Origin of the sequence: Pedobacter riviphilus (assembly GCF_014692875.1) — a bacterium.
Taxonomy (GTDB): domain Bacteria; phylum Bacteroidota; class Bacteroidia; order Sphingobacteriales; family Sphingobacteriaceae; genus Pedobacter; species Pedobacter riviphilus.
Genome location: NZ_CP061171.1, coordinates 5,071,181 through 5,093,484, shown reverse-complemented (window position 1 = coordinate 5,093,484; position 22,304 = coordinate 5,071,181). Strand labels below are relative to the sequence as shown.

The window sequence follows — 22,304 nt, the reverse complement described above, 5'->3', positions numbered from 1 at the left end:
TTTTTAAAAATTCAACTGAACACCAAAAGAAATACTCTTAAAAGCAGGGATTCCGGTTCCTGTACGGCCGCTATTGTAATTTGATTGATCCCATACAGAATATCCGTTAATACTTTCCGGATCGATCGGCAAATCCCCTAAATGATCCCAAGTAAAGAAATTCTCGAGCGCGGTATACACCCTTAGCGAACTGATACCAACTTTTTTGGTCAGCATTTGCGGAAAAGTATAACCAACTGTTAAATTTTTCAATCTTAAATAAGCCATGTTTAACAAATACCTATCTTGAACCTGCATGTTATTGGTGGTTCCGCTCGCTGCATTGTTATAGGCAGCAGGGTAAAAGGCATCAGGCGTTTGCGGTGTCCAATAATTGCCTGCAATGGCTTCTGGCATTGCACCATCGGCTGAGTTAAATCCTGGGATGGCTAAAAATCCAGCGCCCCAAATTTTGCGGCTTCCCACTCCCTGAAAAAACGCGCTGATATCAATGCCCTTGAAATCGGCTCCTAATCTAAAACCATACTCATAACTTGGATTGGAATTCCCAATTACCTCTAAATCGCCGTGATTAGCCAAAGTACCATCGCCATTGCTGATTTCCCCATCACCATTTACATCGATGAATTTAACATCGCCAGGACCAAAACGGAAAGTTGATGCATTTTGTAAAAAAGGCTGATAAACTGGTTTTTCGCCGTTTGGTCCGGCTTTTAGTTTATAAGTTTGTTTCCCTGCGTTTAACTTACTCTCGGCATTAGTTAAGGTGATTAAAATAGGTTTGCCAGAGCCATCCAGTTCAAAGTCGCTCGTTTGATATAATCTATCTGTGCGATAGCCCCATATTTCGCCAATATCTTTACCGTTATAGTTACCAACAACCTGTGTGCCGGAGCCATAAGCGGTTAATCTTGTTTTGGCATCAGAAATATTACCTTTGAAATTAATACCCAAACCATTTTTAAACCTATGGTTGAAATCTAAAGTTAATTCCCAGCCCCTGGTTTGTAATGCACCAAAGTTACCTTGCGGCGCTCCCGCTCCAAAAGTAAAAGGAATACCCTCTTGAGGCACAATCATGTTATCGGTGTTTCTTTGGAAAACATCAAAAGAAACATTTATCTTATTGTTTAACAAGGTTGCATCTAGCCCTAAATTGGTAGTCACAATATCCTGCCATTGAATCGCTTCTTTAATTGCGTTTGGCGTGCCTACAAAATTTACTTTTGCACCATTTGCACCAATCCAGCTCGACTGTCCGCTTGGCATAATTGGGATGTACAAATTGTTCGGCACAGTCTGATCGCCGATTGATCCCCAAGATCCTCTAAATTTTAACTGATTCAAGAGTGGTTTGGTCCATGCCATAAAATTTTCTTCGCTGGCTACCCAACCCGCAGAAAATGAAGGGAACCATCTCCACTGCAGATCGGTTGGGAATTTTGAAGAACCATCGTAACGTAAGTTAGCTTCGATAAGGTATTTGTTTTTAAAGGCATAATTGATACGGCCAAAATAACCTAGTTGCGATTCCCATTTTTTATCTGACCCTGCAATGTCTATTCCTCCCGGAATAATTCCCATTACTGCCGAGGATGGAATTACGGTTTGTATACCGGTACCAAACCTAAACTGTGGGTTATAGATATCAGCCAAATTGGTAATCTGACCGAACTGCGATTCTGCTGTAGAAGTAACCCGGTTTAAACCCAAAATAAATTTAAAATTGTGGCTCTCCTTTAAATTTAAATTATAAGTAGTAAAAGCATTAATGGTATGACTAAAATAACTTGTTGCAGATCTGGCAAAATGATCGGGGCTTGAACCTGGTGCAGTGTACATATCCAATGATAAATCGTATGCTGCAATTGCACCAGCCGCGGTGCTTGAAACCACTTGGCCCTGATCATTTACATAAACAGGCGCACCACTTGCATCTAAACGTGCCTTCGGTGCCACCCATGAATTTCTTGCAGTAAACCTTGTACCCGGTCTTTTCCAGTCTTCAGTTTGATTGGTAAAAGTATAATCAAAATCTACTTTCCAGTTTTTTAGGATGTTAACAGTAGAACCCAAATTTACATTAGCATAATTTAATAAGATGTTGGCTGTATTTGCCGAAGCAACCTCACTTTCGGGACTGCGGATGGCATCGCCATTTTCATCTTTTCCCAATGGATACAATGAACTCCATCTATACAAATATAACCACGGATCGGCTGTTGTAGAATTGGTGGTATATGCATATTGCTTATTTCTTCTCGAATATAGCGCCCCTCCACGGATGGTAAGATACTTGTTGATTTCGCTTGATATCTTGATTGATGCATTGTAGCGTGTAAAGCGATCTTCTTTCGCCGGTTTTAACATTCCGCTCTGATCGAGCAATGCAAGGCCTAAATTATAAGTTGTTTTTCCGGTTGTACCACCAACTGATAGGTTGTGTTGTTGGGTAGGTGCCCATTCTTTGATCATGTATTCGTAAGGATCGTAAGTCCTCACGCCCATTTTCAGGTTGGCTCCCTGTACATACCAATCTCTCCCAAACACAGTAGGATCGTCTGGCCCGATTGTACTTCCGTACTTTTCCTTCCACGCTACCGCTTTTTCATAACTTGCCCTATCTACATAATAAAATGCACCAACCGGGGTGGTTACTCCTACCCGTTCAGCGGCATCAACGGTATATTTCAAACCGTTTACATCAGCCATTTTTAGGTCTTTCCAAACGTTCTGGAAAGAAAAGTTATTCGAGTAATTAATTGAAGGCTTATCAGACCCAGATCCTTGCTTAGTCGTTATCAATACCACACCAAAAGCAGCCTTGGCACCATAGATAGAGGATGCAGCAGCATCTTTTAAAATGGTAATTGATGCGATATCGTTGGGGTTAACCAGTTGGATGCTCGGGATCTCTACATTATCCAATAAAATCAAAGGAGAACTCCCTCCTGCAAATGATGCTAGTTGCCCCCTGATTTTAATTACCGGATCGGAGCCAATTTCGCCACTTGGAACGGTTACACTTAAACCTGATGCTGCCCCTTGAAGTGCCCTGCCTACATCGGCAATCGGCCTGCCCTCCAATGTCTTTTTCACATCAATGGTAGAAACAGCGCCTGTAAGGTTGCCTTTGCGTTGGGTTCCATAACCCACCACAACTACATCATCAAGCCCTTGTGCATCAGTTTTTAGGCTTACATTGATGGTTTTAGTAGCACCAACTGTTTTTTCGGCAGTTACATAACCAATGTAAGAGAACACCAGTATGCTACCATTTGCGGCACTAATGGAGTAACTTCCGTCAGCGTTGGTTTGCGCAACAGTATTGCTGCCCTTAACCCTAACAGAAACCCCCGGTATCGGCCCATCTTCTGATGTAACCTTACCTGTGATGGTGATTTGTTGCGCAATGGCATGGGCCACCAGCAAAAACACGCCAAGAAAGATTGATAGTAATTTTTTTTTCATAAACACGAGTTAATGATGTTTGTTGTTAGTTTAGATTCATAAACACGCACAATTCCGCATATTCCTGAATTTTAAGTAAATATCATAATTGTTTTCCACTTATTTACAAATATTTAAGGGGTATATATTGTAATTAGTTTGATATTATTGCAAAAAACCGCACAAAAGCGCAATTAAAATGGGTTCTAATCTCATTTTAACACTATGCATTTTTAATAAAAAAAGCCACCACTAAACGAGTGGCGGCTTAAATCAAAGAGAGAAAAATTATCTTGTTAGAAAAATAGTTCTTAATTTTTAGAAATAATAGAATTTATCTTACATAATAGAATGAAACAAAAGGCCTGCGAGGATCAAGATTTGAACCTGTTGTAGGATATCCGTTATAACCCGTTGCAAAAACGGTATAAACTCTTTGGCCTAATAGTGTACTTGCACTATTATAAGTTGCAATTGCCGTTGAAGTTGCTGGTGTACCTGCAGCACGAATAGCCCAGATGGTAGATACATTCGTTTGTGTAATTGGCAAAGTGAATGGATCGCTAATCCCCATGAAAGGAATATTTGAAACTACTTTTATGGAGCCAATATATAAATCTATCGCGGCCACATTTGGCATTAAGTTAACAAAACGATAACGAACTATTCCTTCAGCAGGTAAGGATACTTCTTCGTCCACGATTAAACTTTTACGAATTAGGGTATCTGCCACATGTAAAGAATATTTTTTACCTGCCGCCGTAGATATAGTCGTTTTAAATACCTCAACCGAATCTATACTTGTTCCTTTCTTTGGTATAGAAAGTGAAATTTCATTATTTCCAGATTGTATTGGTAAATAATCTCCTGTTGAACCTCCTAAGGTATTAAACCCTCCACCGGGGAAAGGGTAACGAGTTTGAATATTAGTTCCGCTCACTCTTACACCATTAATTTTAAGCTGCACAAATGGGTTATTATAATAGGCTACATTATAATTTACTTTAAAAAAGGATAAGCTTGGATCTACGATGGTATACTCAGAAAATATATTTTCCTTGCCTTTATTGCACCCAAAAAACGCGAAGGATACAAAAGCTATAATTGAAAAAATCTTAATATTTCTCATAATAATTAATTAGGTAAGTTAGACCATGTTTCTTTATATGGATAACCAGCATCCAAACCGCCCCACTCATTTAAAGCTTCTTTATTCCAAACATATTCTGAATTTAACCTTGGCCTTAAACGGTAAACGTATTTACCCGGGTTCGAAAATTCTGATGACTCTAATTGCTTAAATTGTTTAAATACATTTGAGTCCCAGTGATATTTTCGCATATCACTAAACTGTTCGAAACCTGCCCAGCCCCATTGCGCTATGTATTTTTGCCCCATGATATCAGCAATTGTCAATACAGCTGGGTTTTGAGCTACTTCAGAAGAGGCTAAGTAAGCAGTTATTTCAGCTGCCGTAATTACAGGTGCTACAATTGCTCCGTTTCTACCATATAAATTCACAAAATCCATATGGCCTCTAATTCCATTAATGTATGCTGTATATGCATCACCTTTATTCCCTTTAATAAATAGCGCTTCGGCTTTTGCAAATTGTAGTTGTGCATAAGTAAAAATTGGATACCTAGGTTTATCAACGGCAGCAGAACCTTGGCCGAAAATATATTTGCCCGGAAATGGTGCAGCTGTAGTAGGGGTAACCGAACCTAAAACGTGTGGAAGTGTTTTTGTCGTAGGTACATCTCCTTTTGTGGCAACAATCCCTCGGTATACACCTGTAGCCATTGGATTGATCATTCTGGTTAGCCTAGGATCTACTATACCAGTAGAACTAGCTGTTGGGTTTATTACTGGCGTGCCTCTAACTCCCCCTGTTAAATAGTTTACAATAGGCTGGCCAATTCTTCCATAAGTTGCTCCGCCAATTAAGTTGGCTGCGGCACTCAATGGATTTGAATCGCCCGGAGCGTTGTCATTAACATAAGCGGTGTTACCCACAAAACCAATTGTTGCATCCTCTGATGCTGAGGGTAGAGCTGAACTGCCTCCGAAAGATAAATCAACATATTTAATTACACTGTCAGCATATTTTGATTGAAAATCTGGCTTATTAATTAAATGGCTATATTGAACTGCTAAAATAGCATACACAAACTTTTTCCATTTATTTCTATCTCCGCCAAACATAAAATCGTTGTTTTTTAAGGTAATTGTATAATCACCAGCATCAGGTTTATTTAAATGATTAAGAGCTTGTTGGCACCACTCTCTAACCTTGGCATAAACATCTGGTTGATCTTGGTATTTAAATGTGAGCTGATCTTTAAAAACTTCATCTAAAATAATTGGGCCATGCACATCCGTCAAAATTTGAAACCCCCAAGCTTTAATTGCTAAACCAATGCCGGCTAAATTATTGGCTTCAACTGCTTGGGCCTTATTTATCATATCTTCTAAATTTAAGCCCGCATTGATGTAAACATGCCTCCACATTGCTCCACCTGCATCTGATGAAACGGATGAATGACGCTCCCATATATCAAGATTGGTTTGATTGGCCCAGGCTTGCGTAAGTTTTGATTCCACATCTCTATAATCTAACGCTGAATTATAAGCCATTTTTGCAATAATGGGCGCTAGAAAAAATTCTGGCTTAGATGATTGCGGCGTTGCCGGATCCGAATTTACATCGAGCCATTTTTTACATCCACTAATTATAAATAACAGTGTGATGATGAAAAGTATTTTTGTGTATTTCATTTTTTTAAATCTTAAATTATAGTTTAATTCTCAATCCAACATTTACTCCCAATGGACGGCCCATACTGCCATAATCAATACCATAACCACCAGCACCAGCTGTACTTGGATTATTTCCATTTACATCAGGATCGGTACCTGTATAATTCGTTAACAAGAACACATCAGTTAAGGTAATATATAAACCTGCTCCTGAGATGAAACCTGTTCTTTTTGCTAATTTTTCTGGAATATCATAATTAACCGTTACGTCTCTTAATCTCAAAGTTGTAATATTTCTTTCCAAAAACTGCTCGGGAGCAATACCGCCAGTTGTATTATTATAATACGCAGTATAGGTATAAGGTGTAATCATAATTGTATTAACTGTAGGATTGGCTGTATTCTCTAATCCATCCCGTAACACACCTGTTAAAATTCTTGGTTGTTCACGATCTAAAGTTTTAACACTTAGCCCTCTTCTGTAAAGTTCATATTCGGTTTGGTTATATACATCACCACCTACTCTTAAATCAAACAAGAAAGAAAGATTGAAATTCTTATACCGCAAATTATTCACATAACCCAAGTTAAATTTTGGCGCCCTATCTCCTATATAAACAAATTCGGTAGAACTTTTTAAAATTGGCAAGCCTGTATTTGGGTCAATTAATAAATCACCTCTATCGTTTCTAGAATTTACCCAGCCGGCAAGTGCTAGTGTGCTTGTTCCTGGATTTACCGATCCACGTGCACCGTTAGCAATCCAAGTATCAGAATCATAAAACTCAGGTAAATCTTCAGCAATGCTATTTACAATGCCTTTATTTCGTGTAAAGTTAAAAGTTACATCCCAATTAAAATCTTGTTGCCTGATTGGAGATCCTTTTAATTGAATTTCAATTCCTTTATTTGAAATAACTCCGCCATTCATAATTTTAACTACCGAGCCCGTTCCGTAACTAATGCGAGGGCTAATAATCTGCTTGCGGCTTTCTCTCGTGTAGTAAGTAAAATCCAACGAGATTCTGTTTTTTAAAAAGCCCAACTCTGTGCCAATCTCAAAATCTACCGTACGCTCAGGTACTAGTTTTGGATTTCCTCCCGCTGCATTATCGTAACTAAATCCACCTCCAGAACTATTAATAGTATTTAATCTAGTAGCTAGAGCATAATATTTATACGGTTCCTTACCCGTCATACCGAATGAACTTCTCAACTTTCCGTTACTTAACCAGCTTAAGTTTTTTACTCCATTAAGCTCAGAAAAATTGAAAGCCAAACTAGCCGAAGGATAAGCAAAATATGGATTATTTGGTAACATACGTGATGCCGCATCAACCCTACCAGATAATGTTAAAAAGATTAATTGCTGAAATCCCATAATTGCTTGCGCAAAAATACCTGCATTACGACGACGAAGTATTGATAATTTAGCCGATTGTGTTGAGGGCAAGGTATTGTTGATGCTATAAAAATCTGGATCGAACATGTTTTGACCGCGCATAGAATTTGTTTCCTGATTTACATCAGAAATATTAGCGCCAATAACATAAGTATTATTAAACTTCCCAAAGTTATGTCGTGCAGTTGCGGTTAACGATCCATCAAAGGTTTTATTTAAGGCAGTATATGTATTTATTACCCCTCCTCTAATAGCTGTTGAAGACCCTGAGCCAGAAAACGACTGCGCATGGTAAACTAAATTGCCATCTGTATTCGATACATTTGCACCCACTATCCCCTAACGGTTAACCATTTGTTGGGCTTAATTTCGATTTGAGAGTTTATATATATAGTATTGGTTTTATCATCGGCTAAATTTTTGTTTACATCCCAAAAAGGGTTGTCGTTTTCAGTAAATATTGAACCCGTGGTAAGTACCCTATTTCCAAGCGGATCAATCCAGTTTGTAACATCGTAACGTGATGGATAACCCAACAGCCCCATCAAATAACCATTTATACCTTTGTTCGTTTTTTTATTGTATGCATTTGTATAGCTAAACCGAGTAATTAATTTTATAGCATTTGACAATGACGCCGTACTCGCCAATGAAGTTACAAATCTTTCGTATTTAGAGGTGGGTATTGTTCCTTTATTATTCGTATACTCTGTTGACCACCGATAGGTAAATGATTCTTTCCCGCCTTCGAAAACCAAATTGTTTTTTTGGGCAATACCTGTTTTGAAGAAAGCATCAATGTTATTATAAATCGGGAGTCCTTCTGGATATTTAGGCCCGAAATAGGAAATAGAATTACCGTCATAAATGCCGTTTGTAGCACCTTGACTATATACAGTTTGAATTTCTGGTGCATTATTTACGGTTTCAACCCTTAACGATCCGTTATATGAAACAGTAGCTTTGCCAGCTTTTGCTTTTTTTGTTGTAATTAAAATTGCACCATTGGCCCCTAAGTTTCCATATAATGCCGTGGCCTCAGGGCCTTTCAGTATCACATAACTTTCTATATCAGCAGGGTTAATATCTGACGCTCTATTAGTATAATCTTGTTTTTGATTTTGCCCAGCTATTGTGGTGTTAATTTGGTTTACAACAGAATTATCAATAGGTACGCCATCTAAAACCATTAATGGTTGGTTATCACCACTCATCGAAACAATACCTCTCAATACAATTTGAGATGAAGCTCCAGGATCACCACTTGTAGGGTTGACCATTAAGCCTGGAACCCTGCCCGCTAACCCGTTTACAAAATTTTCTCTCCCGGTTTGAGTAACCTCGTCACCAAGAACCTGAGACAAAGAATACCCAATACTTTTAGGATTTCTACCCACGCCATAAGCAGTAGTAATGGTTACCTCCTCCAAATTACTCGCATCTGCAATCAATGAAACATTAATAACTGAATTTGCATCTACAGTTCTTTCAACACTTTTATATCCAACATAAGAGAATGTTAATACGTCGGTTTTTAATGCCTTTATCGAGTAATTTCCATTACCATTGGATTGTGACACCACGGTACTCCCTTTTACCCGAATAGAAGCGCCGGGAATGGGGCCGTCAGCGGAGCTGACCTTACCGGTAATCGTTACCTGTTGCGCGAAAACTTGCGCACACAGCATAATCATACCGATAAAACTAAAGAATAGTTTTTTCTTCATAATTTGTTAGTAAGAAAGTGGTTATTAGAAGTTGTTGTTTGTATTCCGGTTTATCAAACACGCAAATTGCCGCATATTTGATGTTAGTTAAGTAAATATGATGAATGTTTTTGATAAAAAAAACAAATAGGAAAGATTTATTATGCTAACAAACAAAACTTTATCGCACAAACACGCATAAAAACGCAAAGAATATAATTTTAAAATCTTTTTATACATTCGTAGAAAATCAAATGATTTATGCTGAAAAAAGAACGCCACGACTTCATCATGCGCCAGATTAATTTACATAACCGCGTATTAACTTCTGATCTGGTTCAACTGCTTAATGTTTCGGAAGATACCATCAGACGGGATTTGCAAGAGCTTGTTGATGAAAATTTGCTTTATAAGGTTCATGGAGGTGCTTTATCGAAATCTTATCACAGTTCTTTTGACGATAGTACGGTTTATGCCAGAGATAGCAAGATCGCGATTGGCAAAAAAGCCGTTCAGTTGATAAAAGATGGCATGGTAGTTTTAACCGGAGGAGGAACAACGATTTTAGAATTTGTGAAACGACTTCCACAGGGCCTATCTGCTACATTTTTCACCATTAGTCCCTTGGTGGCAGTAGAACTGGCCAAATACAACAATATCGAAGTGATTTTGATCGGAGGCTTGTTTTCAAAAAATTCGCAAGTTACCTATGGCGGGCAAGTAATTACACAGTTATCGGAAATTAAGGCCGATTTATGCCTGATGGGAACAAGCGCCATCCACCCAGATGAAGGCTTAACGGATACTTATTGGGAAATTAACCAACTTAAAAAGGCCATGCTGGCCTGTGCCAAAAAAACGGCCGTGCTTTGTATCTCCGAGAAATTGGATATTGCTTTAAGATTGAGGGTTTGCCCAATAGAAAGCATTAGTTATTTGATAACGGAGTTAGAAGTAGAACATGAATCTTTAGCCGGTTACCGCGCGAAAGAACTAAATATTTTATAAAAAAGAGGCTGTACCATAAATACAGATTTGTCACCCTGAGCCTGTCGAAGGGCCTGTTTAAATACTGTTTAAGGTGTTTCGACAGGCTCAACATGACAGCATCTGAGCTGAAATTGTCTTTATGACACAACCTCTTTCATTTTGCTAGAAAGTTGGATCTGCAGGGGTATTTGTATTGTTATCTCTTTCTGCGAAAGGATAAGGGAAAAAATTACGCTTACGATCAGCTAAAGGCTGATTAAATCTTCTCATATCCTCAAGTTTTAGCCCAGACATGAAGAGCTCAATACAACGGTGTTTGTAAATCAGATCTAAAAGCTGTTGTTGCGTATAAGGACCAGTTAATGCAGGTAGTGCTGCCCCAACTCCAAAAGGATCAGCTGCAGCGGTTTTAGTCACAACCTTGTTCAGCTCAGTAAGTGCTGAAGTTAAATCAGGAGTAGCCTGACGGGCATATGCCTCTGCTTTAATCAACGTCATCTCGCCTGGCAGATAAATGGGAAACTGGGTAAAAGTACCTGCACCAAAACCATTAATGCGTACAGTTGTATTAATTGCCGTATAAAATGGAATCCTGCCATCACCGCCATCCGGAATATTAGCGCCCGTTTGCCCTAAATTTATATTCTTAGGTTGAATTACATTGTTGGTAGAGGTAGCGACTTCAAAAATTGGATTTAAATTTTGTGCATCGTAAGTGAACGACGATCTTTTAGTTAAATCAACGGCATTGGCACTGCTTAAAGCAAGACTATAGTTCCCAACAAATAAAGCGTAACGTGCTTTTAAGGCATTTAAAGTACTAGGAATATCTACCCCTGTAGGAATATTGCTCAAAAACGAAGTGCTGATCGGGTTTGCTGCTATTACCGCCAAGGCATTATCAATGGTTGTAATTGCTTTGTTATAGCCATCAGCACGACTAATGAAGGTAACGTTTTGCCCTGTACCAGCTGGAACCTTTTCCCAATATTCCGATAAACTACCCACAGCCAGAGCCTTAAAAACACTCGCATAAGCTATTAAACCCGCTGCATAGTTTTTATCTGGAAGATTGACAGCATTATTGATCACGTTATCAGCATCATAAATAATTTTATTGGCACCAGCCCAAACATTTAGCAATATCGAATTGGTACCATCTACCTGTACACCTCCAGCAACTAATCTTTCTTCACTGGTATTACCTGTATTAATGGATATCAACTCATTTGTAGTTAGGCCATTTAAAGTAATAGTCGCGTACAGAATTCCAGCCCGCGTTGTAGAATAGTTTTTTTGTAAGCCTACCGTAACACCTGTCAAACCTTTTGCAGAGGTTAATACATCGCCAGCCGTAGCTGCATTAGGATTTAAGTATTCCTTTTTACAAGCGCTTGAGAAAGCCACTATGGTAAGCAGAAATGCATATCCTATATATCTTGATTTTAAATTTTTCATAACAACAGTTTTAAATTAGAATCTTGCCTGTAAACCCAAAGAGAAGGTGCGTGGAATTGGTACTGAACCGAAATCGATATTTCTCAAGATTGTTGATTGACCACCAGAATTCAATTCAGGATCATAGCCTTTGTAATTATCCCACGAAATGAGGTTTCTTCCACTAAGATTAACGCTCAAACTTTTAATGAATTTAACCTGACCAATATTATAACTCAAAGAAATCTCTCTTAATTTAACAAAAGATCCATCATCAATACGCCATTCTTCTACACCGTATGCCCCGGCCACGTAACCTCTAGGCAATTGCCCCATCTGCTCTGCTTCGGCAACTTTACCATTTCCCACACCCTGGCGTGTTCTCCAATCTGCGTTCCAAACATCACCTCCTTGAACAGCATCCAATTGAATGTGTAAGCTTAATTTTTTGTACGTAAAATCGTTGACAAAAGACCCCGTGTAATCTGGGTTAGGATCGCCAATTACTTTACGCAAAACATTATTGGCCGTCTGACCTGCAGTTAAAGGAATACCCGCAGCGTTTGTAGCAATATTTCCATCTGCTGTCCGCTCAAAATATGTTCCATAAAAAACGCCTACAGGATAACCGTCAATAATGGCAACAGGTGCGCCAGCATTGGTCTGAATTAATCTCCGTGCACCTGAACCTACTATTTTATTTCTATTTCTATTGTAAATTAGCGTCGATGTCCAGGTAAAATCTTCGGTTTTAACTGGCACCCCTGTAAGCATTAATTCAATACCCCTATTTTTTAGCGTCCCGCTAATATTGTCTAACAGGCTAGAGAAACCAGTTGTGGGCGCAGTCACAACTGGCAATAATAAATCAGTTACATTCTTATCGTAGTAACTAAAAGTTAAACCTAAACGATTATTAAAAAAAGACATGTCTGTACCGATTTCAAGCTCTTTTTGGCGCTCTGGTTTTACACTTGTATTAGCCAATGTTGTTAACGATGTTAAAGACGTTTTGCTGTTTAGCGCACTTGGCGAGTACACATTAAAACGATCATATGCTCCAATCCCTGTTAAATTTCCAGACTGGCCGTATGCCGCTCTTAATTTGAAAGCATTCCACCATGATGATACACCAAAATCTTTCCAATAATCGGCAGATGACAGTACGTAACTTACATTAGCTTTAGGATAAAACTGTGTTCTATTGTCTTCCCCAAATACTGTAGATTGATCTACTCTTATGGCGCCAGTTACAAACAAATGGTCCTTATATTTAAAATTTTGTTGTAAATAAGCACCACTGATCGAGAATTCTGAACGACTATCAACATTAGTTAAAGCAGTACTTGCTCCGTTTACGACCTGAACAAATGGGGCTAAACCGCGCCCGTTTAGCAAGCTATACAGGTCTTTTTGGTATTGATAAGACCCACCAAGTTGGGTTGTTGAACTCAACAAATCTGTGATCTTGGCCTCATAAGTAAAATTCAGTTCATTATTAAATAATGTGGTAGTAGCATTTGCCGCACTGGCATAACCATTTAATGATGGATCCAGAGTTGGTCCACCACCATAAAAACTTGTACTTACATTATATGCAAAGGGCGGAATAAATGTTGTCCCATTTTGGATTGAGTTATCAACCCCCATGGTATAATCAATAGTTAAATTTTTAACAGGAGTAAGTTTTAATCCAGCATTTGCAATGATACGATTGGTAAACTGGCGCTGCTTGATATCTTCAATTACCGATACCGGATTAACACGACCGCGCTCTCCTATGGCTTTTAAATTACCCAATGCATCTCTAGTGAACAAATCATGAAAATTACCAATAATGGTTACCGAATTCATTGGCGAGAAAAAAGAGTTTCCATCTGGCTTTTCGTTCGCATCACTATGTATATAATTAAATCCTGCCGTCATTTTTGCCCATTTATTAATGGTTTGATCAAGATTCGCCCTGAAGTTCATTCTGGTGAAATCAGTGTTTTTTATGATTCCCTGATTTGAGAAATAACCAGCTGAGGTATAGAATTTAGTGTTGTCATTACCTCCAGAAACTGAAACTGAATTATCTGTACCGATACCTGTCCTGAAAATATAATCCTGGTAATTATACCTGGTTACCGGAGTTGTTGTAATTAGCGCAGGGGATAATACGTCTTGGGTTTGCGCATTCGGCCCATCAGTTGGCCCCCCAAATTTTGTTGGCGATTGATTGACATCAATTTGCTTGCGCAGCTCACTAATGATTAAACTGGTGTTGAAACTTACTTGCGGCGCTCCAGTTTTACCCCTCTTGGTGAAAATCTGAATTACCCCTGCATTGGCTCTCGATCCGTAAATTGCCGCAGCAGCTGCACCATTTAAAACCTCAATATGATCAATATCAGATGGACTAATGTCAACCATTCTATTTTGTCCGATATTTCCCACCTGAATACTATTGTTCGCATTATCATAATTAGATGAGGTATTGGTAACCCGTGTGGTTGCATTATTTACAATCACTCCGTCAATAATATAAAGTGGTTCTGATGATGAGTTAACCGAGCTCACACCTCTTAAACGAACAGAAATTCCGCCCGCCGGATCTCCAGAATTCTGGCTGATCTGCGCGCCAGGCGTTTTACCCTGCAATGAAGCCAGTGCATTTCCGCTGGGTGCTTTATTTAAATCATCACCCTTTACCGTACTCACATAACTACCGAGCTGTTTACGGGTAGTTCCTTGAGAAGTACCTGTAACAATTACCTCATCAAGCCCCACTGCATCGCCACTCAAAGCACTATTTGCCTGAACCGTGGTATTCTCACCAAGTATTACAGTTTCGATATTTGATTTAAAGCCGATAAAAGAAATCTGGATCTGGTATTTACCAGGCGCTAAATCAACCGAAAAGCTGTACGTTCCGCCCGAACTCGTGCTTGTTACAAGATTTGTATTGATAATTTTTACTACAGCGCCGGGGACAGGGCTGTTATTTGAGGCATCGGTAACCTTACCACTTATGGTATACCGTTTGTTTTGTGCCTGTGCCATCCCTGTAGATAAGAGCAGCAGAAATGGGATCAACAAAATTACGAAGAATCCTGGTGACCATTTTAGGTAACTTTTTTCCATAAAATTTGGTTTTGTTAGAAGATTAGTTTAAAACAAATTAAACAAAATACCACACAAACCAAATTTTTAACAGATACAAACAGGTTTACAATCTGTAAAACAAGTGCATTTTATTATGTTGGTAAACTAATTTTACCCATGCAAACCGAAGGCACACCTTGCCTATTGCCAAAGTCTATTGGTTTACCACAGAGCGTTTCGTTGGCCAAAACAGCAAACAAAACCGCTTCCTTAGCGTCGGGATTAATATTTAAATCGGCTGTGGTTAGGAATTTGCAAAAAGGCAGCTTACTTTTAAGAAGCTGAACAAGCAGCGGATTGTGCATCCCGCCACCGCTCATAAAAATTTGCGCTTTAGCCTCATCGCCAAAACAACGTTTTATCGCATTTGCAATGGTTTCTGCAGAAAAATGACATAAGGTGGCCATTACATCTTCTTTGCAAAGCGCTGTTGTTGAAGATTTCGCTTGGGCCTCTATTAAATATTCCAGGTTAAATAATTCCGGCCCAGTGGTTTTAGGGAAATCTAAATCGAAAAAACTGCAATTTAACAATGCAGATAATAGACGGGGATTAAATTTACCAGCCAAAGCAACAGTGGCATTTTTATCATAAAAGTGATTAAAATGTTTTTGCATATACTGGTCCATCAAGGTATTACCAGGACCAACATCCGTCGAAAAAATTTCACTTGCATCCGTACTCCCTGGCAGGTAAGTGAAATTTGCTATACCTCCAATGTTCAGCATTACGCGGTCTTCTCCGGCTTCCGAAAATATCAGGTAATCGCCATAAACCGCTAAAGGTGCGCCTTCGCCCCCTGCAGCCAAATGTTTCTGCCTAAAATCAGAAAGTGTAATAATTCCTGTTTTAATGGCAATATGGTCACCATCACCAATCTGTAGTGTACCATTAGGATAATCGGCCAGTTGATGCAAAGATTTTGGTGCGTGAAAAATCGTTTGTCCATGGCTCGCAATAAAGTCAACGTCTTCATTTCGGATGCCCCACTCTTTTAGCGCTTCGTTTATGAGCTGCGCATGGATATTTGCAATATGCTCGTTCATCAGGCAAACCAGCTGTAAGTCGACTTCTTTTTTCGAAAAAATCGCTTTAATTTTAGTCCTAAAATCATCGGTATAATCGCCTGTTTTAAATTTCAGCACCCGAATGTTGGTACCTGCTCCACTTCCCTTAACCGAGCATAACGCAATGTCAAGCCCATCCATAGAAGTTCCACTCATTAAGCCGATAATAAAACGTTCTGATTTCCCTGCTTTCGAATACAACTTTTCAATCTGTGTGTTCATATTGGTTTTTATCTTAAAAAGATCAAACGTTTGTCTGCTCCTCTAATCGAATTTTATATAAATACTTGCAATAAATGTAAATAACCTTTGTTAGAAATTGGGCATAACTCTCTATATTTACTGCTCCGTACATTAAAATCCATATAAAAAAAATGGCTAGATTAAATCTACTGGAGGAGACACGTTTCGAGAAATTACCAGTAAGCGTGTTCGAAAATCCAAAAATTGCTTCAATTAATGTAGCACACCGCATTGCCGAGCTCATTAAATCAAAACAAGCAAACAACGCACCTGCAGTACTGGGCTTAGCAACAGGTGTTACTCCAATTGCAGTTTATGCCGAATTGGTTAGACTGCACAAAGAAGAGGGCTTGAGTTTTAAGAACGTAATTACTTTTAACCTGGATGAATATTATCCAATGGCGCCAACTGCGACACAGAGTTATGTTACGTTTATGAACGAAAACCTTTTCAATCATATCGACATTGATAAAAAAAATGTTCACATCCCTGATGGTACGCTTGCACTAGAAGACATTCCGGCTTTCTGCCTGGATTACGAAAAGAAAATCGGCGATCTTGGTGGTCTTGACATCCAGATTTTAGGTATCGGCCGTACAGGTCACATCGGGTTTAACGAGCCGGGTTCAGCACCAAATTCTGGTACCCGTTTAGTTACCTTAGATGATTTGACACGCCGTGATGCTGCACGCGATTTCGGCGGAAAAACTTTTGTACCAACAAAGGCCATTACTATGGGTATCGGTACAATTTTCAAAGCAAGAGAAATTATATTGATGGCTTGGAGCCGTAAAAAAGCTTCAATCATCAAAAAAGCTGTTGAAGGCGAAATTTCAGGCGAGGTTCCGGCAACATACCTTCAACTATCCGACCACGTAGAGTTTATCCTTGACGTACCTGCTGCTTCAGAGCTGACCCGTTTTGATACGCCGTGGTTAGTTAAAGATTGCGTTTGGACGGATGCTTTGATCCGCAAGGCAGTGATCTGGTTGGCCAACACATTAAAAAAACCGATCTTAAAATTAACCGAAGACGATTACAACAATAACGGTATGGCACAACTGGCCACTGAAAAAGGACCAGTTTACAACATCAACATCCATATCTTTAATAAATTACAACACACCATAACGGGCTGGCCAGGTGGCAAACCGAACGCTGATGATTCTCAACGTCCGGAAAGAGCTGAACCGGCTAAGAAGAGAATTATTATTTTCTCTCCTCACCCAGATGATGACGTGATCTCGATGGGTGGTACTTTTCTACGCCTGGTTGATCAGGGACATGATGTACATGTGGCTTACCAAACCTCAGGTAATACTGCGGTATGGGATGACGACGCACTTCGTTTTGTAGAGTTTAATGTAGACTTCACAGAGAAAATGGGCATGGACAATACGCACTTAAAGGATCTTTATAATAAGATGAGAGCCTTTATAGAGCAGAAAAAACCAAACCAGATCGATACACCAGAAATCCAAACGGTTAAAGGACTCATCAGAAAAGGCGAAGCTATTGCGGGCGCAAGATATTGTGGCCTAGAAGATGACCATATCCATTTCCAGGCACTTCCTTTCTACGAAAGCGGTAAGGTTCAGAAAAACCCGGTAACCGATGCTGATATCGAGCTCACAATGGCGCTACTGCAAGAAGTTAAACCTCAACAGGTTTATGCTGCCGGCGATTTTGAAGATCCTCACGGAACACATATCGTTTGTTTCAAAATTATTTTAGAAGCACTAAAACGCTTACGTAAAACTGAAGCTTGGGCACAAGACTGCTGGTTATGGATGTACCGTGGTGCATGGCATGAGTTTGAAACTTATGAAATAGAAATGGCAGTTCCAATTTCACCACAAGAACTGGAGCGCAAGAGAAATGCGATCTTTAAACACCAAAGTCAAAAAGACAAAGCTGTTTTCCCTGGCGACGATTCAAGAGAGTTCTGGCAACGTGCTGAAGACCGTAACCGTGATACTGCAAGAGCTTATGATGAGCTCGGGCTTGCAGAATACGAAGCGATGGAGGCCTTTGTTCGCTGGAAATTTGAAGATTAGTTTTTAAAATAAACCAATCCTGCTTTGTTCACTCAAAGCAGGATTTTTTTTGTCCTCTTAACTAACCTCCGAAGCCTCAAAAGCCTGGGGCGTGGCAAGACTTGGGAAGCTTCTCACAACACCTGCTCCCCCCAACGCCTTATTTATTTCTCATTCTAAAAACAATATTCTAAATTAGTTTGCTGAACCCAAACAAGCTAACCATGACCGAGCCTAAACAACGATTACTTTCTCTTGATTTTTTTAGAGGATTAACTGTAGCTGCGATGATTTTAGTGAATAATCCAGGCAGCTGGGGGCACATATATGCCCCTTTAGAGCATGCAGAATGGAATGGATGTACACCGACAGACTTAATTTTCCCCTTCTTTTTATGGATTGTTGGTGTATCTATTGCCTTTGCCATGAGCACTAGTAAAGCAGATCCGTCTACACATCAAAAAACAATTATAAAAGCCGTTAAGCGTGGCATTATACTTTATTTACTTGGTTTCTTCTTGGCCATTTTCGGGAAAATTATCAGCGCGATAATGGATAACAGGTCCATATGGGAGGCCTTTCAAACCGTAAGATTGTTGGGCGTTTTGCAAAGGATAGGTATTGTTTTCATTATTAGCAGCATCATCTTTATCAAGGTTTCCAACAAAACTATATTTAAAACATTAATTGTAATACTTGCCGTTTATTGGGCATTAATGACCTTTATCCCTGTTCCGGGCGTTGGTTATCCCAACCTGGAAAAAGAAACCAATTTAGCGGCCTGGATTGATCGTGGAATTTTAACAGAGGCACATACCTGGGCTTCCTCAAAAACCTGGGACCCAGAGGGCATTTTGAGTACATTACCTGCAATAGGTACCTGTTTATTTGGTATTCTGGTTGGCGTTTGGATGCGCAGGAAAGATGTAGACAATCCAACCAAGGTAGCCTGGCTATTTACGACTGGGATTACGGCAGTTATTTTAGGTTTACTTTGGGATTTACAATTTCCCATTAACAAAGCACTATGGACAAGCTCTTATGTATTGTATGCTGGCGGCCTAGCTTCAATCGGATTAGCACTTTGTTACTGGATTATCGATGTTCAGCGTTACAAAAAATTTACCACTCCTTTTGTTGTTTATGGTGTAAACGCCATTACAGTCTTTTTTTTAGCGGGCTTAATGCCCCGAGTATTAAACCTGATCCAGATTACTAAACCTGATGGTACTAAAACTGGATTATTGGTTCGGTTTTACGAAACTTGTTATACTCCGTTTTTTAGCCCTATAAATGCCTCACTGGTTTGGGCAATAACCTATGTGCTCGGTTTTTATGTGTTATTATATTTTATGTATAAAAAGAACATTATTATTAAGGTTTAATAAATTTATGCTATAATTGAACGATTCCATCCCTAATTGAAAAAGAAAACCACCATATACGATATAGCGAAGGCGCTAAACATTACAGTATCAACTGTTTCGAGGGCACTTAGTGGCTTCCCCGCAATAAGCGATGCCACCAGAAAGGCCGTTGTAGAAATGGCTAAAAAATTAAATTATAGCCCAAATAAACTCGCATCTGCATTAAAATCTGGTAAAACCCATATCATTGGTGTAATTGTACCAAGTGTACAGGCACATTTCTTTGCATCTATTATCCATTGTATAGAAGATGGCCTGAAGGATAGCGGCTACCGTGTTATTATCTACCAATCCAACGAATCTGTTGAAAATGAAATAAATGGCGTAAGAACCTTACTAGAAGCACAGGTAGATGGCATTATGGCTTCAATGTCGTTAGAAACAGAAGATGTTTCGCACTTTGACGAAATTATTAAGCAAAATAAGCCCCTGATATTATTCGACCGCGTAAATACAGATTTAAAAGTTCCTACCATTACACTTGATGATTTTAAGGCAGGTTATATTGCTACGAAACATTTAATAGATCAGGGCTATCAAAAAATTGCATTCGTAACCACTGTTCACCAGATTAAAATATTTAATGATCGCTTAGAAGGATACAAAGCAGCTTTAGCAGACCATAACCTTCCACTAATAGAAGAGCATATTATTTTTGGAGGTTTATCCATTAAAGACGGCCGGTTTGGTGCAGGTAAATTAATGCGTAGCAAAAATAAACCCGATGCTATTATTGCCGGAGATGATTTTACCGCGCTGGGTGTAATTAAAAAGTTAAAAGAGATTGATGAAACACCTCCTGAAGTTGGTGTAATTGGCTTTGCCAATGAAGCATTCTCGGCTTACATTACACCTAACCTATCAACAATTGATCAACATGCATCACAAATGGGCCAAGAATGTGCTAAAATGTTTCTGAAAATGATTAATCAGGAAAACCCATATGCCAATATGGAGCATATTGTGCTTGACCCAGCTGTTGTAGAAAGAGAATCGACCAATAAAAAGAGTTAAAAATCTATTATTCCTTTGCTAAAGGGACTTCAATACCAACTGGCCCACTAGGCTCACTTTCATTTTTTAATCGATCTAATGCTGTAACGAGGTAGCTGTACCGTTTACCGCTTTCTACACTGGTATCAATATATGAAAGATAATCTTCAAAGCTTATTTTAATAATGTTCTTAGGATCGAGTATCGAAATTTTCTCTCCCTCATTAAATCGGTAAACTACAAATCCCGAAGCCGTTTCTCCATCTTTTGCCTTTAGCGGAAGTTGCCATTTTAAATGTACACCATCTTTTAGTGCATCAGCGGTTAATGCTTGAGGTTCGTTTGGTGGTACCTCATCCAGCCATGGCATTTGCGGTGGCAAAGCAGGGTATTTATAAAGATCGTTCTTTAGCGAATCGCCAACCGCCTTTGCAACCGTACTTAATGATTTAGAACTAAAAAACACGCTACCCTGAATCCGGTTGTTATCTCTAAGGTATCTAATCTGCTTGGGTATTTCGCTTAGGTTTTTCCAGGCTGCTTCTGCCCTCGAGTTTACCAGATAAGCACCCTGCCCAATATAAACATGCCTACCAAAGGTATTATTGCTCCACCAATCAACTAAAACACCATAAGGTGCTACTCTCCTGGTAAACGTAAAATAAATTTGAGGATTAATGTAATCTACCCAACCTTCTTTAACCCATTTACGGCTATCGGCAAAAAGTTCTGCATAGTTGGATAGGCCACTGGTAGCAGAGCCTTCGGGATCTTCATTTTTATTTTTCCAGATACCAAAAGGACTAATACCAAACTTCACCCATTTCTTATAGTGGTGGATACTATCGTCAAGCTGTTTGATGAGCAGATCGACGTTGTTGCGCCTCCAATCTTTTATGTCCGAAAAATTATTAGGGTATTTGTAAAAAGTGTTACCATCGTTAATCGTTTGTCCCTCTACTTTATAAGGGTAAAAATAATCGTCGAAGTGAATACCATCAATATCATAGCCCTTTACCACATCTAAAATTACCTGAACAATATACTCCCTCACATCTGGGATACCCGGATCAAACTGCTTTTTGCCACCATAGGTAAAAAACCAATCGGGATGTTTACGAAAAGCATGGTTTTCGCTCAATACCGCCGTGCTGCTCATACTGGCTCTATAAGGATTAAACCAGGCATGAAGCTCCATTCCCCTGAAATGGGCTTCTTTAATGGCGAAGGACAAAGGATCATAACCAGGTGCTGGTGCCAAACCCTGTTTCCCCATTAACCACTGGCTCCATGGTTCTCTGGATTTTGCATAGAATGCATCTGCTGCGGGCCTAACCTGCAAAATAATAACATTCATCCCTTGGCTTTTGTGTCTTTCTAAAATGCCAATCAGCTCCTGCTTTTGTTGATCAATGCTTAAACCTGGTTTGGATGGCCAGTCTATATTGGTTACAGTAGCTACCCAAACACCTCTAAACTCCCTTTTTGGTGCAATTTTTGATAAAGGTTGTGCATTTAATATATAAGGTATTACAGTTAAAGATAAAAGTGCGTATAGGAAGTTTTTAAGCATTATTTCTGTCTTATTTTTTATTCAGGTTGTGTGTTTGTGTTGATTTGAATACAAATGAACGTTAGCAATTAAA

General features: G+C 39.2%; 13 protein-coding genes. 4 read left to right on the top strand and 9 right to left on the bottom strand.

Features of this window, described 5'->3' with window-relative positions:
- Window positions 1-3: 3 nt before the first annotated feature.
- The 5 genes from H9N25_RS20950 to H9N25_RS24740 form a co-directional block, all read right to left on the bottom strand.
- On the bottom strand, window positions 4-3,471 hold the full coding sequence (locus H9N25_RS20950; protein ID WP_190327117.1) for a SusC/RagA family TonB-linked outer membrane protein: 3,468 nt from the start codon (window positions 3,469-3,471) through the stop codon (window positions 4-6).
- Window positions 3,472-3,784: 313 nt separating this feature from the next.
- The gene (locus H9N25_RS20945) at window positions 3,785-4,579 is read right to left on the bottom strand and encodes a DUF4397 domain-containing protein (RefSeq protein ID WP_190327116.1); all 795 of its coding nucleotides are present in this window, start codon (window positions 4,577-4,579) and stop codon (window positions 3,785-3,787) included.
- Between the two features lie 5 nt (window positions 4,580-4,584).
- A complete protein-coding gene (locus tag H9N25_RS20940; RefSeq protein ID WP_190327115.1) occupies window positions 4,585-6,228 on the bottom strand; it encodes a SusD/RagB family nutrient-binding outer membrane lipoprotein in 1,644 nt (547 codons plus the stop codon).
- A gap of 16 nt (window positions 6,229-6,244) precedes the next feature.
- A complete protein-coding gene (locus tag H9N25_RS24745; protein ID WP_223833461.1) occupies window positions 6,245-7,945 on the bottom strand; it encodes a SusC/RagA family TonB-linked outer membrane protein in 1,701 nt (566 codons plus the stop codon).
- A complete protein-coding gene (locus H9N25_RS24740) occupies window positions 7,945-9,339 on the bottom strand; it encodes a carboxypeptidase-like regulatory domain-containing protein (RefSeq protein ID WP_223833460.1) in 1,395 nt (464 codons plus the stop codon). Before H9N25_RS24740 ends, H9N25_RS24745 begins: the two co-directional genes overlap by 1 nt.
- 240 nt (window positions 9,340-9,579) lie before the next feature.
- Between H9N25_RS24740 and H9N25_RS20930 the strand changes: the two genes are divergently transcribed.
- Window positions 9,580-10,326, top strand: a complete 747-nt coding sequence (locus H9N25_RS20930) for a DeoR/GlpR family DNA-binding transcription regulator (RefSeq protein ID WP_167296033.1) — start codon at window positions 9,580-9,582, stop codon at window positions 10,324-10,326.
- 144 nt (window positions 10,327-10,470) lie between these two features.
- On the opposite strand, the gene H9N25_RS20925 is transcribed toward H9N25_RS20930, so the two are convergent.
- From H9N25_RS20925 to H9N25_RS20915, 3 genes are all read right to left on the bottom strand, one after another.
- On the bottom strand, window positions 10,471-11,766 hold the full coding sequence (locus H9N25_RS20925; protein ID WP_190327114.1) for a RagB/SusD family nutrient uptake outer membrane protein: 1,296 nt from the start codon (window positions 11,764-11,766) through the stop codon (window positions 10,471-10,473).
- A gap of 15 nt (window positions 11,767-11,781) precedes the next feature.
- Window positions 11,782-14,871 (bottom strand): SusC/RagA family TonB-linked outer membrane protein, encoded by a 3,090-nt coding sequence (locus H9N25_RS20920; RefSeq protein ID WP_190327113.1) that lies wholly within the window; start codon window positions 14,869-14,871, stop codon window positions 11,782-11,784.
- A 113-nt stretch (window positions 14,872-14,984) separates the two neighbouring features.
- Window positions 14,985-16,181 (bottom strand): anhydro-N-acetylmuramic acid kinase, encoded by a 1,197-nt coding sequence (locus H9N25_RS20915; RefSeq protein ID WP_190327112.1) that lies wholly within the window; start codon window positions 16,179-16,181, stop codon window positions 14,985-14,987.
- A 152-nt stretch (window positions 16,182-16,333) separates the two neighbouring features.
- Here H9N25_RS20915 and nagB point away from each other — a divergent pair, with 152 nt between their 5' ends.
- The 3 genes from nagB (at window position 16,334) to H9N25_RS20900 (ending at window position 20,679) form a co-directional block, all read left to right on the top strand.
- Window positions 16,334-18,259 (top strand): glucosamine-6-phosphate deaminase, encoded by a 1,926-nt coding sequence (gene nagB / locus H9N25_RS20910; RefSeq protein ID WP_190327111.1) that lies wholly within the window; start codon window positions 16,334-16,336, stop codon window positions 18,257-18,259.
- A 203-nt stretch (window positions 18,260-18,462) separates the two neighbouring features.
- A complete protein-coding gene (locus H9N25_RS20905; RefSeq protein ID WP_190327110.1) occupies window positions 18,463-19,623 on the top strand; it encodes an acyltransferase family protein in 1,161 nt (386 codons plus the stop codon).
- A 36-nt stretch (window positions 19,624-19,659) separates the two neighbouring features.
- Window positions 19,660-20,679: a LacI family DNA-binding transcriptional regulator gene (locus H9N25_RS20900; RefSeq protein WP_167296027.1), complete on the top strand. Its 1,020-nt coding sequence runs from the start codon at window positions 19,660-19,662 to the stop codon at window positions 20,677-20,679.
- Between the two features lie 7 nt (window positions 20,680-20,686).
- On the opposite strand, the gene H9N25_RS20895 is transcribed toward H9N25_RS20900, so the two are convergent.
- A complete protein-coding gene (locus H9N25_RS20895) occupies window positions 20,687-22,231 on the bottom strand; it encodes a glycoside hydrolase family 10 protein (protein ID WP_167296026.1) in 1,545 nt (514 codons plus the stop codon).
- Window positions 22,232-22,304: the final 73 nt, after the last annotated feature.